This is a genomic window from Rhizobium sp. BK289 (assembly GCF_014193575.1).
Taxonomy (GTDB): Bacteria; Pseudomonadota; Alphaproteobacteria; order Rhizobiales; family Rhizobiaceae; genus Rhizobium; species Rhizobium tropici_C.
The window spans coordinates 89,868-106,671 of sequence record NZ_JACHZO010000021.1; the positions used below are offsets into that span (position 1 = coordinate 89,868).

Genomic DNA, 16,804 nt, shown 5'->3' on the forward strand with positions numbered 1-16,804 from the left:
GGTCTCAACCAAGATTAAGTCCGCTCGCCTCCCCCCAACTCCTGCTCGACCAGTGTCGTCCAGAAGGCCACGCCCGAGGCGATCGCAGCGTCGTTGAAGTCATAGCCGGTGTTATGGTGCAAAGCTCCGTCGACGGCCGGGCCGTTGCCGAGCCAGACGTAGCAGCCGGGAGCCTTCTGGCCGAAAAAGGCAAAATCATCGCCGGCAGTCGAAGGCGGGAAGCGGGTCAGCACCTTCTCGCCAAAGATTGTCGTCGCGGCCTTCAGCGCCCGCGCCGTGGCATCGGCATCATTAACGACGGGTGGAATGCGGCGCTCGAACTGATAGTCGACGGCGATCCCGAACATTGCGGCCGTCCCATGCGCCAAACGTCCGATCTCCTCCTCAAGCTGATCGCGGACCTCAGGCGTATAGGCACGCGCGGTGCCGCCGATCTCGACGATGTCGGGGATGACGTTCAGCGCCTTGGGATCGCCTGCCTGCAGCGAGCAGGCGCTGACGACGGCCGGCTGCAGCGGATCGACGACGCGCCCGACGATGGTCTGCAGCGAAGACAGGAAGGTCGCTGCCGCGGTGATCGGGTCCTTGCCGAGATGTGGCTTGGCGCCATGGGTGCCGGTGCCGCGGAAGGTGATGCGCCAGCTGTCCGACGAGGCAAGCTGCGGCCCTTCCACAACGGCCATCTCATCGACCGCGAGACCGGGCATATTGTGCAGCCCGTAGACGGCATCGCAGGGAAACAGCTCGAAAAGACCATCTTCCACCATGCGCTTGGCGCCGCCGCGACCTTCTTCCGCCGGCTGAAAGATGAAATGCACCGTGCCGGAAAAGCCGCGCTTGGCGGCAAGGTGTCGGGCGGCACCGAGCAGCATCGTCGTATGGCCGTCATGTCCACAGGCATGCATCTTGCCCGGAATGGTGGATTTGTAGGGGCGATTGGCCTTTTCCGGCATGGCGAGCGCATCCATATCGGCACGAAGTCCGATGCGGCGGGTGCCGTTGCCGACCTGCAGCGTTCCCACAACCCCGGTTTTGCCGAGGCCACGATGCACTGTCAGCCCGGCCTCTTCTAGCAGGGTGGCAACGATGCCGCTGGTGCGCTCCTCCTCGAAACCGAGCTCCGGATGGGCATGAAGGTTGCGGCGAAGCGAGGTGAGGAAAGGAAGATCCGGCTCGATCTCATCGGGAAAAGACATGGAAATTCCTTCGGCTTAAATGATGCTCAGGCACCGAGCTTGCTGAAGACGTGCGCCTTTCCGATGACGGTCACCGAAACCATGCTGTCGATCTCGGGCAGGCCGACGCCGGAGCTCTTGATATTCAATGTCTCCGAACCGTTGGCATTAGACAAGACGACCGTCACGACGCAGACGGCACCGCCGAATTCGACTTCAGTCACCTTGCCGATGCATGCTGCATTGGCACCGGCGTCATCAAGGGCGGTCAGGCGCAATTGCTCGGGCCGCAGCATGATATCGGTGCGTCCCTGCTGGCTTCCGGCGTCGACCGGTATGTGCCCGAGAACACATTTGGCTGATCCATTGTCGAGATCGGCCGGCAGCACGAGGGCATCGCCGAGGAAGAGCGCGGTCTCGCGATCCCTGGGGCTGAGATAGAGCGCCTGCGGCGTCCCAGCCTGTATGAGCCTGCCCTCGCGCAGGACGGCGACCTGATCCGCGAAGGACAGGGCTTCCGCCTGATCATGCGTCACTAGAACCGCGGTGATGCCGGCAATCTGCAGCACGCGAGCGACCGCCTTTCGCATGTTCTCGCGCAGGCCGGTATCGAGAGCGGAAAAAGGCTCGTCGAGCAGCATCAGCTTCGGCTTGCGCCCGAGTGCCCGCGCAAGTGCGACGCGCTGCTGCTGGCCCCCCGAAAGCTGATGCGGGCGGCGATCAAGCATACCGCGGTCGAGCTCGACCATGTCGATAAGGGCGTTTATGCGTTGCTCACGGTCGCGCGCGCCGCGCTCCATGCCAAAGCCGATATTCTCCGATACGCTGAGATGCGGAAACAGGGCGCCATCCTGCGAGACGATGCCTATGCCGCGGCGATGTGCGGGCACGATCGCCTCCCCATCCGCCAGGGTTTCGCCTTCCAGCACCACCTGCCCCGCATCGGGGACCTCGAAGCCGGCGATGATGCGCAGCAGCGTCGTCTTTCCCGAACCGGACGGGCCGACGATCGCCGTGCGGCTGCCAGCGGCGACCGTAAGGTCGATATTATCAAGCGCATGCACGGGGCCATAATGCTTGCTGATATTCTTGATCGCCAGAAAGGTCATTGTCCGGCCGTCCGCTTGGATTGCACATAAAGAAGGAGGGTGAGCGGCAGCGACAGGACGACCATCATGAAGGCGTAGGGCGCTGCGGAAACATAATCGATCTCGCTGGTCAGCGACCAGAATTTGGTTGCCAGCGTTTCCGTGCCGTTGGGAGAGAGCATCAGCGTCGCCGTCAGCTCGTTGGTGATACCGAGCGCGACAAGCGCGACGCTGGCGGCAAAGCCGGGGGCCGCCAAACGCATGGTGATCTGCCGCACGGCCTGCGCAGGCGTGCGGCCGAGCGCCATGGCGGCACGTTCGAGTTCGACGGGTGCCTGAGCGATGCTGGCACGCAGGCCAACCATGGCGCGCGGCAGGAACAACAGCACATAGGCGAGCAGCAGCGTCGCAAAGGTCTGGTAGAGCGGCAGGATTAGCCGCACGGTGATCGACACCAGGGCCAGGGCGACGACGACGCCCGGCAGCGAGCCGACATAATAGTGGCATGCTTCGAGAATGCGCTGCAGCCGGCCCGGCGCACGCACCGACAGCCAGGCCATGGGGGTTGCCGCAATGGTGGCGAGCAGGCCGCCGGCGATCGCGAGAAGAATGGTCTGCAGCAGGGCGGAGCCGACCGTTTCGATCCGCCAGATATCTATACCGCCAAGATAAAGCCAGCGCGCCAGGGTGACGAAGGGAACACCGAGCGTCAACGCGGCGGTGACGACGGGCAGCGCGACCGCGGGAACGACGAACCAGCCGAGACGGCGGCGGTCGGCAGGTCGGGCGGCACCCGAACCGATGCGCGCATAACGCTCGTTGCCGCGCACCAATACCTCGATGCCGAGCAGCAGAAGGCAGCAAATAACGAGGACGCCGCCGAGCATATTGGCGGCCGGGCTGTTATAGGCCGACTGGAACTGATCGACGATGGCTGTCGAAAACGTGTCGAAGCGGATCATCACGTAGAGACCGTATTCCGCCAGGAGATGCAGGCCGATCAGCAGCGAGCCGCCGCAGATGGCGAGGCGAAGCTGCGGCAGGATCGCCCGGAAGAAGACACGCCAGGGGCCGAGGCCAAGTGAGGCGGCAGCATCCTCGATCGCCGGATCGAGCCGGCGTAGCGCTGCCGCGACCGGCAGGTAGAGAAAGGGAAAATAGGCGAGCACCGATACCAGCACGCCGCTCCAGAGCCCGCGCATGCCGGGCACGAGACTGACCCAGGCGTAGCTGTGCACGAAAGCGGGGACGGCAAGCGGTGCGGCCGCCAGCCAGGACCAGAGGCGGGCGCCGGGGATATCGGTGCGCTCCGTCAGCCAGGCGAGCGTGACCGCCAGCAGGATGGAAAGCGGAATGGTGCAGACTTCAAGCAGGACGGTGTTGACGAGCAGTTCGCCGACACGATTGCGGAAGATCAGGGCAATGACTTCGGCCCAGCCGGTGTCGATCGTGATCCAGATGATGAAGCCAAGCGGTACCAGACTGAGAAGCGCAACAATGGAGGCAAGGGCGACGACGGAGGCATGCCGAACGCGCCCGCGGGGAGCGGCCGTCAATTGGGGCATTCGCATGGCGGCAGCTTCGCCGGCATATGTGTTTTTCTGCAGCAAATCCGAGCTGCCTTTCACGCCCTGAAATAGGAAGGCAACCGCCGCTTGCGGCGGTTGCCCGATCGATCGGCCTTGAGACCATTCGTATGTCGTATGCCCCTAGCAGGGCACAGGATAGTGATGCAAGAGCCACGCCCGCCCGAAAGCGCCCTAAAGGCGCCGCGGCAAGGGCTTTGCCTTAGATAAGCCCTGCTTCCGTCATCAGGTCGGTAACCTTCTTGCTGTTCAGCTTCGAAGGCTCGACTTTCGGTGCCTGCAGGTCGGAGAGTGGAACGAGCTTCGGATTGGAAGCCTCGCCGTTGCCGACGGCATATTCATAGGAGTTGCCATCGCGCAGGACGGCCTGACCGCCCTTGCCGGTGATCCACTTCAGGAATGCCTGGGCTTCCTTCTGATGCTGGCTGGAAGCGAGAACGCCGCCACCGGAAATGCTGACGAAGGCACCCGGATCCTGGTTCTTGAAATAGTGCAGCGAGACATTCTTGCTGTTTTCGCCGGTCTTGGCCTGATCGCCGAACCAGTAATAGTGATAGATCACAGCGCCTTCGACCTCGCCGGCATTGACGGCCTTCATGGCGACGCTGTTGCCCTTGTAGAAGCTGGCATTTTCCTTCATCGCCTTCAGCCAGGCGCGGGTCGCGTCCTCGCCCTTCAGCTCAAGCAGCGCGCTGACGATCGCCTGGAAATCGGCACCGGCCGGGGAAGCGCCCCAGCGGCCCTTCCACTTGGGATCGGCGAGATCGAGCATCGACTTCGGCAGATCGGCTTCTTTCAGCTTGGTCTTGTCATAGGCAAAGACGGTGGAACGGGCGGCAACGCCGATCCAATTGCCGTCGGCGGCCTTGAAGGTGTCCGGCACCTGCGCCAGCGTATCGGCATTGACCGGGGCAAAAAGCTTGTTGGCATCGACCAACGCCATGCCCGGAGAATTTTCCGTCAGATAGACGTCGGCAGGCGAAGCCGCGCCTTCCTGGACGATCTGGTTTGCGAACTGCATGTCGCTACCGTTGCGGATCGTTACCTTGATGCCCGTTTCCTTGGTGAAGCCATCAGCCCAGGCCTGCGTCAGCGTCTCATGCTGGGCATTGTAGACGACGATGCCTTCGGAATCGGCGGCATTCGCCATCATCGGGGCAACCGCAAGGCCTGCGGCCAGCGCCAGCGCACTGGTGAGATGAGTAAAGGAAAAAGTCATTAAGTCCTCTCGCTTGAAAGTCACCGCCTGAAGCGGCATTGGAATAGCCTATATTTTTCCTGACCGTTTATTTCAAGTTTACGGTCGTTCCCGCTTATCACAAAAGTTTGAGAATAGAGTCAAGATTTCGCCGCTATCTCAGCAGCGAGGTCGAGCCAGGCACGGCCGGCATGCGACAGATATCCGCCGCGCCGCCAGATCCAGGCCATGTTCCACTCCATGCCCGGTTCGACGACGAGCGCATGGGCGATGCCCGAACGCTGGCGCTGTTCAGCGATCAGCCGCGGAAGGAAGCCTACACCGAGGCCCGCAGCAACCAGTTCGATGATGAAATTGATCTGGCTCGAGCGCGCGGCGATGTCAGGCGCAAAGCCGGCCGCGCGGCAGGCGTCGAGAATGATGCCGTTCAGCGCGAAGCCGGTTTCGAAGAGGAGGAAGGGGTTGTCCTTGAGCCCCGCCAGCGGCACCGTTTGCTGCCCGGCGAGCGGATGTGCCGACGGTAGGAGGACATGCATCGGCTCGCAGCGCACGGTCTGCCACTCGAAGACATCGGGCATCGGCAGCAGCGAGGCTCCGAGATCGACCTCATCGGCCAGTACCATTTCTTCCAGCCGCTTGGCGCCTTGTTCTACCAGCCTGATCTCTATGCCCGGATAACGATTGCGGAAGACGGCGAAGACCGGCGCAAATAGTGCATCATTGCCGATCGGCGGCAGACCAAGCCGGAGGGCGCCGCGCGAGAGCCCACGAAGCTCCGACAATTCCGCCAGCAGATCGTCGCGCCCGGCAAGGATCGCAATTGCCCGACGATAAACCACCTCGCCAGCATCCGTCATTGTCGTGCGATGGCCGATGCGGTTCAGCAGCGGCAGGCCAAGCTCGTCCTCCAGCTGGCGCACGGCCTTGCTGACGGCCGATTGCGTTGTGAACACCACCTTGGCGGCTTCCGAAAAGCCGCCCTGGCGCACCACTTCGACGAAGGCTTTTAGCGTTCGAAGTTCCATTACTATTCCTTATAGGACTGGATTTTATGAAATCAATTCATTTTCTTCATAGGGCAGAAACGCCTATTGTCGGGCCGACAGATTTTCCCGAGCTTTCTATGCGTATCGACCCAAAGAACCATCCGAAATTGAGCTGCCTCGCTCAGATCCTGCTGCTGCTTGCCTTCTGGCAAGCGGGCGAAGCCATCGTCCGCCTGGCACATCTGCCGATACCCGGCGCCATCGTCGGCATGCTGCTGGTGCTGGTACTGTTTGCGAGCGGCAAGGTGAAACTGGCGAGTATGAAGCGTGGCGCGGAGTGGTTTCTCGCCGAAATGCTGTTGTTCTTCGTGCCGGCGGTGCTGGCCTTGCTCGATCATGGCGAATTCATCGGCATCATCGGGCTTAAAGTGCTTGCGGTGATCTTCGCCGGCACCATCATCGTCATGGGTGTCACCGCGATAGCGATCGATTTCGGCTACCGGCTGATGATGCGCCAGGGAGCACCCAGCCATGCCCAGCATTGAAAGTCTGGCAGCCGGCCTGTTCTGGCCGCTGGCGACGATCGGACTTTATTATCTTTCCAAGATGCTCTATCGGCGTCGACCTTCGCTCTGGCTGTCACCGCTGGTGGCGGCACCGGCGGCTTTGATTGCGACCGCGCTCATGCTGCATGCGAACTATCAGGATTATATGCATGACAGCGGTTGGCTGCTGGCCCTGCTCGGGCCTGCGACCGTCGCGTTCGCCGTACCGATCTACGAACAGCGCGGTCTCATCAAGCGCTATTGGCCAGTCCTGCTGTTCGGCGTGATCGTCGGCAGTGCCACGGCCATGGTTTCGGCTTGGGGGTTTGCAAGCCTTCTCGGCCTCGATGCGAACCTGCGGCTCAGCCTGATGCCGCGCTCGATCAGCACGCCGTTCGCCATGGTGGTTTCAGGCGATATCGGCGGCGTCCCCAACCTGACAGCCATCTTCGTCGTCATCACCGGCCTGTTCGGCGCCGTCGCCGGCCAGGCACTGCTGAAGCTGCTGCCGCTGAAGTCCGGCATGGCCCGCGGTGCACTTTACGGCATGGGGGCACATGGCATCGGTGTCGCCAAGGCGCATGAGATCGGGCGCGAGGAAGGATCGATCGCCGGTCTCGTCATGGTGCTGGTGGGATTGACGAACGTGCTGGCGGCACCGCTGATCGCGTGGCTCCTGCATTCAGCCTGAACGAAAAAGGCTGCGGCACTTTTATGCCGCAGCCTTGTTTCATTTCGCGAATCTGACCTAGTTGTCGCGCGTCTCCAGCGTCTTGCTGAAGAAGATCGCGACCAGCGTGCAGACGACACCCGACAGCAGATACAGGCTCGTATAGACCAAGCCGAACTGGCTGGAGAGGGCAAGCGCCACGAAAGGTGCGAAGCCGGCACCGATCAGCCAGGACAGATCCGACACGAGGGCCGAGCCGCTGTAGCGGTAGTTCTGGCTGAAACGGGAAGCACTGGCGCCGGCTGCCTGGCCGAAGGAGAGACCGAGCAACGTGAAGCCGAGAACCACGTAGATGTGACGGCCCGTGATCCCGCCATCGAGCAGCCATGGCGCGACGAAAGCGAAGCAGGCGATCAGCACGGCACCGATAGCGAGCTGGTTGCGGCGACCGATCCGGTCGGCGAGCATGCCGGAACAGATGATGGCGAGAATGCCGCAGATCGCGCCGAGGAACTCCACCAGCAGGAACGAACCCGGGGTCTGCTCGCTGTAGAGGGTGACCCAGCCGAGCGGGAAGACCGTAACCAGATGGAAGGTCGCAAAGCTTGCCAGCGGCACGAAGGCGCCGATCAGGACGTCGCGACCATGCACGCGCAGCAGTTCCGTCATCTTCACCGGCTCGAGCTCATGACGCTCCAAGAGCGTGCCGAACTCCTCGGTGGCGACCAGACGCAAGCGGGCGAAGAGTGCGACGACGTTGACGGCGAAGGCGCAGAAGAAGGGATAGCGCCAGCCCCAATCGAGGAAGTCCGCCGTCGTGAGGCTCGTGACGAAATAGGCAAACAGAGCGCTTGCCAGCATGAAGCCGATTGGGGCGCCGAGCTGCGGGATCATCGCATACCAGCCGCGATGGTTCGTCGGTGCGTTGAGCGCCAGCAGCGAAGCCAAGCCGTCCCATGCACCGCCAAGCGCAAGGCCCTGGCCGATGCGGAAAATGGCAAGCAGGATGATCGCATAGACGCCGACTTCTGAATAGCCGGGCAGGAAGCTCATCGCCGCCGTCGAGCCGCCAAGCAGGAACAGCGCGATCGTCAGCTTCACGCCACGACCGTAGGTGCGGTCGATCGCCATGAAGATGAACGAACCGATCGGACGGGCGATGAAAGCGAGTGAGAAAACCAGGAAGGAAAGGAGCGTGCCATGCAGCGGATCGGCGAAGGGGAAGATCAGCTTCGGGAAGACCAGGACTGATGCGATGGCATAGACGAAGAAATCGAAGAACTCGGACGTGCGACCGATGATCACGCCTATGGCGATATTGCCGGGAGCGACGGTGCCGCCCGCATGCATGCTGCGGGCATCGCTCTCAAGCGTTGAAGATGTGGGATTCAATGATTCATGCGTAACGCTGACCATGCGCGGGAGCCTCCCTCTCCGAGCGCGAATTCCTCCACGAACTCGCGCGTAATGAAAATGTCGATCAAACCTGCGAACATATCAAGTATCGAGCATGAAATAATTCGCAAATTAGCGATCAAATCGGGTTCTTTTCCGCTTTTGCCGCCCTATTCCGTCTAAGCAGAAACCGGCGGCGATAGCCATTTGTTCCGATCCGGGTATATTGGCGGCGACAAAAGCGAAGAGCCTCGCGGAAACCTTCTGGATTTCTCAGGGTTTTGCGGATAGGTGGGACAGCATTCCATACCGCAACGCACCCGAGCTTGCTGCGGTGCGACGAAACACCTCATATCGTTCATGACCGCCGTCCTTTAGTCGCGGTAGGGTCGAAACAAAAAGAGCTTTAAGACGTGCCAAGACTATCGAAGATTCTCAGCCGTTTATCCATCATTCCTTTGTTTTTGCTGCTGTCAGGCTGCAATCTGGTGGTGATGGCTCCCTCCGGCGATATCGCCATGCAGCAGCGAGACCTCATCATCGTCTCGGTCGTGCTGATGCTGATCATCATCATCCCGGTGATCTTCCTGACGCTGTTCTTCGCCTGGAGATACCGCCAGTCAAACAACGAAGCGACCTACGAGCCGGATTGGCATCATTCGACACGTCTGGAGCTGGTCATCTGGTCCGCTCCGCTTGCCATCATCATCGCGCTCGGCGCGGTGACCTGGATCAGCACGCACCAGCTCGACCCCTACCGTCCGCTCGATCGCATTGCCGCCGACAAGCCGCTCAGCGCCGATGTCAAGCCGCTGACGGTGGAAGTGGTCGCGCTCGACTGGAAATGGCTGTTCTTCTATCCGGAATACGGCATTGCGACCGTCAATGAGATGGCGGCTCCGGTCGACCGGCCCATCAACTTCAAGATCACGGCTTCGGCCGTCATGAACTCCTTCTTCATTCCGGCACTGGCGGGCCAAATCTACGCCATGCCGGGCATGGAGACGAAGCTGCATGCCGTCATCAATCATCCCGGCGAATTCCAGGGCCTGTCCGCCAACTACAGCGGCGCCGGCTTCTCGAACATGCGCTTCAAGTTCCACGGTTTGGATCAGGCCGGTTTCGACCAATGGGTCCAGAAGGCCCAGAGCCAGGGGACGGCGCTCGGCCGCCAGGAATACCTGACGCTTGCCAAGCCGAGCGAGCGCAACCCGGTGCAGTACTTCAACGCCGTCGACGATGGTCTCTACAACGCCATCCTCAACATGTGCGCCGATCCGAGCAAAATGTGCATGAGCGAGATGATGCATATCGACGCCAAGGGCGGCGGCGGCAAGGAAAGCCACGAAAACCGCGAGCGCCTGATCTACGACAATCGCGATGGCGCCTCGACCGAGGTCACGCCAGTCAAGGCCGACGGCGGCGCCGGCCACACCATGCAGCATGGAGACAACTCCATGCCGGGCATGGATATGGGCAACGGCTCCTCTTCCGATTCGTCGACCGGTTCGGCGCAGCATCAGGGTCACTGATCCGGTGCGCTCAATAACAAGACATTCATAAGGGACAGAGGCAATCCATGTTTTCCAACCCGGACCTCTATAAATTCATCTTCGGTCGGCTGACGCTCGACTCGATCCCGTATCACGAACCGATCCTCGTCGTGACCTTCATCGGCGTCGCCATCGGCGGTATCGCCCTTCTCGGCCTGCTGACTTATTTCCGCCTCTGGGGCTATCTCTGGAAGGAATGGTTCACCAGCATCGACCACAAGAAGATCGGCATCATGTATGTCGTGCTGGCGCTGATCATGCTGCTGCGCGGCTTTTCCGACGCGCTGCTGATGCGACTGCAGCAGGCGATCGCCTTCAACGGATCCGAGGGTTACCTGCCGCCGCATCACTACGACCAGATCTTCACTGCCCACGGCGTGATCATGATCTTCTTCGTGGCGATGCCCTTCGTCACCGGCTTGATGAACCTCGTCGTGCCGCTGCAGATCGGCGCCCGCGACGTCTCCTTCCCGTTCCTCAACAACTTCTCGTTCTGGATGACAACGGCGGGCGCGATCGTCATCATGATTTCGCTCTTCATCGGCGAATTCGCCAAGACCGGCTGGTTGGCCTATCCGCCGCTGTCCGGCATCGCCTATAGTCCTGACGTCGGCGTCGACTATTATATCTGGGGCCTGCAGGTCGCGGGTATCGGAACGACGCTTTCGGGCATCAACCTGATCGCCACCATCGTCAAGATGCGCGCGCCGGGCATGACCTTCATGAAAATGCCCGTCTTCACCTGGACCTCGCTCTGCACCAACATCCTGATCGTTGCGTCCTTCCCGATCCTGACCGCCACGCTCGCCCTGCTGACCCTCGATCGCTACGCCGGCACGAATTTCTTCACGAACGACCTCGGCGGCAATCCGATGATGTATGTCAACCTCATCTGGATTTGGGGCCACCCGGAAGTCTACATCCTGATCCTGCCGGCCTTCGGCGTCTTCTCGGAAGTCGTCGCCACCTTCTGCGGCAAGCGCCTCTTCGGCTACGCCTCGATGGTTTACGCCACCTGCGTGATCATGATCCTCTCCTACCTCGTCTGGCTGCACCACTTCTTCACGATGGGCTCGGGCGCCAGCGTCAACTCCTTCTTCGGCATCACGACGATGATCATTTCGATCCCGACGGGTGCGAAGCTTTTCAACTGGCTGTTCACAATGTATCACGGTCGTATCCGCTACGAGCCGCCGATGCTGTGGACTGTCGGCTTCATGGTGACCTTCACCATCGGTGGCATGACCGGCGTCATGCTCGCCGTTCCGCCGGCCGACTTCGTGCTGCACAACTCGCTGTTCCTGATCGCCCACTTCCATAACGTGATCATCGGCGGCGTGCTCTTCGGCATGTTCGCGGGCGTCAACTATTGGTTCCCGAAGGCCTTCGGCTTCAAGCTCGATCCTTTCTGGGGCAAGATGAGCTTCTGGTTCTGGCAGATCGGCTTCTGGTTCGCCTTCATGCCGCTCTACATCCTCGGCCTGATGGGCGTGACGCGCCGCGTCAGCCAGTTCGACGATCCGTCGCTGCAGATCTGGTTCATCATCGCCGCTTTCGGCGCCGGCCTCATCGCCATCGGCATCGCCTGCTTCCTCATCCAGCTCGCCGTCAGCTTCATGAAGCGCGAAGAGCTTCGCGACCATACCGGCGACCCCTGGGGCGGCCGCACACTGGAATGGTCCACTTCGTCGCCGCCGCCGGCCTACAACTTCGCCTTCACGCCGATCGTCTACGATCACGACGCGTGGTGGGACATGAAGAACCGCGGCTACGTCAGGCCGACCGAAGGCTTCATTCCGATCCACATGCCGAAGAACACCGGCACCGGCATCATTCTCGGCGTTCTCTCGATCGGTTTCGCATTCGGTATGATCTGGTACATGTGGTGGCTTGCAGCCATCACCTTCGTCGCGATGATCGTCATCACGATCGGCCATACCTTCAACTACAAGCGCGACTACCACATCCCCGCCGACGAGGTCGTTAAGACCGAGAACGAGCGTACGAAGCAGCTCGCAGGACAGGTGTAAGACTATGACGACCCACTCCGCACAAGCTCCCATGGACGGCGAAACACCCGCCTTCTATCTGAAGGAGGAGCATCATCCGGAAGGCAGCACCATGCTGGGCTTCTGGATCTACATCATGAGCGACTGCCTGATCTTCGCAGTCCTCTTCGCCACCTTCGCCGTGCTCGGCCACAGCTATGCGGCCGGCCCGTCGCCGGCCGATCTATTCGAGCTGCCGCTCGTCGCCCTCAACACGGCGATGCTGCTCTTCTCCTCCATCACCTATGGCTTCGCTATGCTGGCAATGGAGAAGGACAACAAGTCGGGCACGCTGATCTGGCTGACGATCACCGGCATCTTCGGCGCCCTCTTCATCTTCTTCGAACTCTATGAGTTCTATCACCTGATCCTCGACGGTGCCGGCCCGCAGCGCAGCGCCTTCCTGTCGGCCTTCTTCACGCTGGTCGGCACGCACGGTCTGCACGTCACCACCGGTATCGTCTGGCTGATCACGCTGATGGTGCAGGTTGGCCGCTACGGCCTGATCACGGAAAACAAGCGCCGCCTGATGTGCCTTTCGATGTTCTGGCACTTCCTCGACGTCGTCTGGATCGGCGTGTTTTCCCTCGTCTATCTCATGGGAGTTCTCGGATGAGCTCGAACGCAGACCATTCGCATCATTCCGCCGACGCCCACGGCCACGATCATCATGGCGGCCACGAGGCGGCACACGGCACCTTCAAGAGCTACATGACGGGGTTCATCCTCTCCGTCATCCTGACCGCCATTCCCTTCTGGCTGGTCATGGCCAAGGTCATCCCCGACCCGGCCGTCACCGGCGCGATCGTCATGATCCTCGGCGCGATCCAGATCGTCGTGCACATGATCTACTTCCTGCACATGAACACCCGCTCGGAAGGCGGCTGGAACATGATGGCGCTGATCTTTACGATCGTGATCGTCATCATCGCCCTTTCCGGCTCGCTCTGGGTCATGCATCACCTCAACGCGAACATGATGCCCATGTCGCCCGAGATGATGCGCAACATGCCTTAAGACCAAGCGGCGGGCCTTCAAGCGAGGGCCCGCCCTCTTCCCGGCGCGAAAATTCCGCCGGATGCTGCCCGATGCATGCCTGAAATGCCAGGAGCCGCAGCCAAATCTTCCCGACCGCGCATGATCTTCAGCGAAGAGAATTGAACCGCTCGACATCATGCGGCAGCGCCTCCCCGGAGACCAGCGCCATGACCGATATTTCCTCGAGCACATCTCAGGGCAAACCGCGCTCGACGCTGACGCTGGTCGTCTGGGTATCGCTGCTTCTGCTTCTGACCGGCCTCCTCATCGGTCTCGGCACCTGGCAGGTGAAGCGGCTGCACTGGAAGCTGGATCTGATCGCCAGGGTCGATGCGCGCGTGCATGCGCCGCCGGTTCAGGCGCCCGGTTCGGCGCAATGGGCTGGTATCAACGCCGAAAACTCCGAATACAGGCACGTCCAGGCGAGCGGCATTTTCCTCAATGACAAGGAAGCGCAGGTCTATGCCTCGACCACGCTCGGTCCCGGCTATTGGATCTTGACGCCGCTGAAGCTCGCCGACGGCACGACCATCATCGTCAATCGCGGCTTCGTGCCGACCGAGAAGCGCAGTCCGGTTACGCGCCCCGAGGGCCAGATCGAGAGTGAAACCACCATTACCGGCCTGCTGCGGATAAACGAGCCCAAGGGCACGCTGCTTCGTTCGAACATGCCGGCGGAGGAGCGCTGGTATTCACGCGATGTAACTGCGATCGCAAAGGCCCGCGGCCTAGAGAACGTGGCGCCTTATTTCATCGATGCCGACGATGCAAAAAATCCAGGCGGGCTGCCCGTAGGAGGGCTGACACAGATCACCTTCCATAACAGCCATCTCGTCTATGCCATCACCTGGTATGGACTGGCCGTGATGACCTTCGGCATGGCCGCCTATCTCATCCATGTCGAACGGCGGCGGGCAAAGGCGACCCGCTGATCGCCAGAGCACTTTCGTTTTTCAACAGAATTAGGCCCGCTTCGCACTTTGCGGGAATTCCTCTATGCCGCCATCTTCGGAAAGCGAAGCTGCCAGCGATGACCGTCGCTGGTCATTTCGACGACGCCGAACGGCTCGACGTCGACTGCCCAGAATGCGGCTGCCGGTGCCTGCAGCACATGCTGAACGGCAGCGCGGATGACGCTCGCATGGGTGACGACGACGATATGGCCGGCATCCTCGATATGATTTCCCATCCATTCGCCGACACGCCTCATGACCGCCGACAGGGATTCGCCTCCATGCGGCGCAACCGATGGGTCCGCCATCCACAACGTCAGAGATTCCGCATCCTTTTCATGCAATTCGGCAAGCGACTGCCCGCGCCAGTCGCCATAATCGCATTCGCGCAAGGCGACGTCCGGAATGGCGTCGAGACCGAGGACGCTGGCTGTCTGGCGAGCACGCAAGGCCGGGCTCGTCCAGACTCGATCGATCGCACCAAGGCCGAAGGACAGTGACTGAGCCTGCTGTGTGGCCTTGACCTCCAACGGTTCATCATCGGGAAAGCAGCCATTCCGATTGGCCTGCGTCGCCCCATGGCAAATCCAACTCAAACGCGTTTTCATGAGACTCCCCAACTCCATCCCCTGACGCGCTCTTGTCGCGATTTCACATCGCGGTGGCGCTTGATTGACAACCATCTTTGCAAATAGATATAAACTTGCACTTGCGGGTGTGGAAGCCGGTGTAATCCCGGCGCGGTCGCGCCACTGTAATCGAAGGCGGACAAGTTCCATCTCCGAGAGCCAGACCCTTCCCGCAAGAACCCTTCCGCAAATGGAACGCGCTTTTCTTAAAGAGGGAAATACAATGTCCGACACCACTTTTGCCGCATCCGCAATTCCGCAGCCGATTCCGCTCGGCCAGATCCTGCCCTGGGCCATTTTTGCCGGCCTGCTGATGCTGCTTGCGATCTATTTCATCGGCGCGGAAGAAGGCGCGACTTCGCTCTTCTCGGGCACGTATGTACATGAATTCGTGCATGATGCCCGTCACCTTCTCGGCTTCCCCTGCCACTAAGGGGTCAAGCACATGGTTGGACGTCTTTTGCTCCGCGGCATGATCGTCGGGGCTCTTGCCGGTATTCTCGTTTTTGCCTTTGCCCATACCTTTGGTGAACCGTTGGTCGATTGGGCCATCGGCTTTGAGGAAAAGGCTGCCCAAGCCGCCGGCGAAGCGCCGGAGCCCGAAATCGTCAGCCGCGCCACACAGGCTGGTCCTGGTCTTCTCATCGGCGCGGTAATCTTTTCGACGGCGATCGGCGGATTGTTCGCGCTGGTCTTTTCCTTCGTCTACGGTCGCGTCAGCCCTCTCGGCGCGCGTGGCACGGCAGCACTGCTTGCGCTCGCCGCGTTCGTGACGATTTCGCTCGTGCCCGACATCAAGTATCCGGCGAACCCGCCGGCGGTCGGCAATCCCGATACGATCGGCGCGAGAACCGAGCTGTTCTTCATCATGATCGTCGCCTCCGTCGTCGGCATGATCATCGCCGTGGGCTTCGGTCGCCGGCTGGCGGCGCGATATGGTTCCTGGAACGGAGTGATTATTGCCGGCATCGGCTACATCGTCTTCATTGCGCTGATCCAATACCTGCTTCCTCCCATCAACGAAGTGCCCGAGCAATTCTCGGCCGTCGTGCTCTGGCGCTTCCGCATCACTTCGCTCGGCATGCATGCCATCCTTTGGACGACACTCGGGCTCGCCTTCGGAGCCTGGGCGGAACACCAGCTGCCGCAGCCGCGCTATCGCAATGCGTCCCTGCGCCGGACTTAGCCTTATACGTAGCTCGCATCCCGCGCATAACAACATGCGCGGGAAACACCGGCGTTCAAACGGCGCCCTGCTTGCAATTGTTTGTCTCATAATTTCGGCTTGGCCGCTTGCAGCCGCCGCGCATGGTGGCGGCTCCTCCGGACGCCAGGCCGGCATCCCGATACCTAGCCTCAGCCATGGTGAGATGGCTGTGATCGCGCCCTATTACGGGCGGATCATCTCGCTTGCCGAAAGCGCATCCGACACCGACGAAACCTTCCGGCGCCTCTTGAATTTCGCACAGATCCAGCGGGCCTATTGTCTCTGGGGCATGATGCCTGGCAGCGTCAGCGACGAAGAAAGCCCGTTCAACGAATGTTCGCATGCCTATCTTGCAGCGGGGAAGGCGGTGCTGCTCCAGATGCGCACGATGAAGGACGAAAAGGCAGCGGTCGGCGACATCGTCTCGGATATCGACACGGCGCTGGTGCGCAACAATCTCTCGCTCACCTTATGCAAATTCAGCGGCGAGAGCTTCAATACGGCCGATCTCATCCGCCCGAAGCCCGCCGATATCATCCTGCACGCCAGGAGCCTTGCGACCATCGTGGCCGCAGTGCTCGTCGTTATCGTAGCATTATGGCTCACGGCACGGGCATTGCGACCTCAGCCGTATCCATAAGTCATGACCTCCACCAGAGGTGGAGGTTTGAAACGCTGCGCTTGAACCGCTAGAAGCGGTATTGTTAGCGCTTAGTAGCTACGATTGAAGAGG

17 protein-coding genes and 1 riboswitch are annotated in these 16,804 nt (G+C 60.9%); of the genes, 10 read left to right on the top strand and 7 right to left on the bottom strand.

The genetic code is table 11. The annotated features are described in order from the left end of the window. Positions 1-14: 14 nt before the first annotated feature. The 5 genes from FHT84_RS28900 to FHT84_RS28920 all read right to left on the bottom strand — a co-directional run bounded on the left by FHT84_RS28900 (position 15) and on the right by FHT84_RS28920 (position 6,072). Complete coding sequence (locus tag FHT84_RS28900; protein WP_112341808.1) at positions 15-1,196, bottom strand: M20 aminoacylase family protein; 1,182 nt, start codon at positions 1,194-1,196, stop codon at positions 15-17. A gap of 26 nt (positions 1,197-1,222) precedes the next feature. Continuing rightward, complete coding sequence (locus FHT84_RS28905; RefSeq protein WP_113250879.1) at positions 1,223-2,284, bottom strand: ABC transporter ATP-binding protein; 1,062 nt, start codon at positions 2,282-2,284, stop codon at positions 1,223-1,225. After that, entirely contained in the window at positions 2,281-3,834 is a 1,554-nt protein-coding gene (locus FHT84_RS28910; protein WP_210260532.1) for an iron ABC transporter permease, read from the bottom strand. The genes FHT84_RS28905 and FHT84_RS28910 overlap by 4 nt, the downstream gene beginning before the upstream one ends. Positions 3,835-4,051: 217 nt before the next feature. Further along, positions 4,052-5,068 carry an iron ABC transporter substrate-binding protein gene (locus FHT84_RS28915; RefSeq protein WP_112341896.1) on the bottom strand — a complete coding sequence of 339 codons (1,017 nt, stop codon included), beginning with the start codon at positions 5,066-5,068 and terminating at the stop codon, positions 4,052-4,054. 119 nt (positions 5,069-5,187) lie between these two features. Next, the gene (locus FHT84_RS28920) at positions 5,188-6,072 is read right to left on the bottom strand and encodes a LysR family transcriptional regulator (RefSeq protein ID WP_112341805.1); all 885 of its coding nucleotides are present in this window, start codon (positions 6,070-6,072) and stop codon (positions 5,188-5,190) included. 98 nt (positions 6,073-6,170) lie between these two features. Here FHT84_RS28920 and FHT84_RS28925 point away from each other — a divergent pair, with 98 nt between their 5' ends. Beyond that, positions 6,171-6,578 (top strand): CidA/LrgA family protein, encoded by a 408-nt coding sequence (locus tag FHT84_RS28925; protein ID WP_112341804.1) that lies wholly within the window; start codon positions 6,171-6,173, stop codon positions 6,576-6,578. Continuing rightward, positions 6,565-7,269, top strand: coding sequence for an LrgB family protein (locus tag FHT84_RS28930; protein WP_113250878.1), 705 nt, complete (start codon positions 6,565-6,567; stop codon positions 7,267-7,269). The genes FHT84_RS28925 and FHT84_RS28930 overlap by 14 nt, the downstream gene beginning before the upstream one ends. 57 nt (positions 7,270-7,326) lie before the next feature. On the opposite strand, the gene FHT84_RS28935 is transcribed toward FHT84_RS28930, so the two are convergent. Then, positions 7,327-8,664 (bottom strand): MFS transporter, encoded by a 1,338-nt coding sequence (locus FHT84_RS28935; protein ID WP_112341802.1) that lies wholly within the window; start codon positions 8,662-8,664, stop codon positions 7,327-7,329. 392 nt (positions 8,665-9,056) lie between these two features. Between FHT84_RS28935 and cyoA the strand changes: the two genes are divergently transcribed. From cyoA to FHT84_RS28960, 5 genes are all read left to right on the top strand, one after another. Continuing rightward, positions 9,057-10,175, top strand: coding sequence for a ubiquinol oxidase subunit II (cyoA, locus tag FHT84_RS28940; RefSeq protein WP_183765517.1), 1,119 nt, complete (start codon positions 9,057-9,059; stop codon positions 10,173-10,175). Between the two features lie 47 nt (positions 10,176-10,222). Beyond that, entirely contained in the window at positions 10,223-12,226 is a 2,004-nt protein-coding gene (cyoB, locus tag FHT84_RS28945) for a cytochrome o ubiquinol oxidase subunit I (protein ID WP_113250876.1), read from the top strand. Between the two features lie 4 nt (positions 12,227-12,230). Continuing rightward, positions 12,231-12,860, top strand: a complete 630-nt coding sequence (gene cyoC, locus FHT84_RS28950; protein WP_113250875.1) for a cytochrome o ubiquinol oxidase subunit III — start codon at positions 12,231-12,233, stop codon at positions 12,858-12,860. Continuing rightward, complete coding sequence (gene cyoD, locus FHT84_RS28955) at positions 12,857-13,261, top strand: cytochrome o ubiquinol oxidase subunit IV (protein WP_112341797.1); 405 nt, start codon at positions 12,857-12,859, stop codon at positions 13,259-13,261. Before cyoC ends, cyoD begins: the two co-directional genes overlap by 4 nt. Positions 13,262-13,449: 188 nt before the next feature. Next, positions 13,450-14,214 carry an SURF1 family protein gene (locus FHT84_RS28960; protein ID WP_183765520.1) on the top strand — a complete coding sequence of 255 codons (765 nt, stop codon included), beginning with the start codon at positions 13,450-13,452 and terminating at the stop codon, positions 14,212-14,214. Positions 14,215-14,276: 62 nt separating this feature from the next. Here FHT84_RS28960 and FHT84_RS28965 read toward each other — a convergent pair whose 3' ends face one another. Next, positions 14,277-14,843 (bottom strand): histidine phosphatase family protein, encoded by a 567-nt coding sequence (locus FHT84_RS28965; protein ID WP_112341795.1) that lies wholly within the window; start codon positions 14,841-14,843, stop codon positions 14,277-14,279. Between the two features lie 111 nt (positions 14,844-14,954). Next, positions 14,955-15,029, top strand: a riboswitch (cobalamin riboswitch). 58 nt (positions 15,030-15,087) lie between these two features. On the opposite strand from FHT84_RS28965, the gene FHT84_RS28970 reads away from it, so the two are divergent. From FHT84_RS28970 to FHT84_RS28980, 3 genes are read left to right on the top strand one after another with little or no spacing between them, the layout of a single operon-like run. Then, a complete protein-coding gene (locus tag FHT84_RS28970) occupies positions 15,088-15,297 on the top strand; it encodes a CbtB-domain containing protein (protein WP_113250873.1) in 210 nt (69 codons plus the stop codon). Between the two features lie 12 nt (positions 15,298-15,309). Then, the gene (locus FHT84_RS28975) at positions 15,310-16,050 is read left to right on the top strand and encodes a CbtA family protein (protein ID WP_183765523.1); all 741 of its coding nucleotides are present in this window, start codon (positions 15,310-15,312) and stop codon (positions 16,048-16,050) included. Between the two features lie 34 nt (positions 16,051-16,084). After that, entirely contained in the window at positions 16,085-16,711 is a 627-nt protein-coding gene (locus FHT84_RS28980; RefSeq protein ID WP_183765526.1) for a hypothetical protein, read from the top strand. The last annotated feature ends 93 nt before the right edge of the window (positions 16,712-16,804 follow it).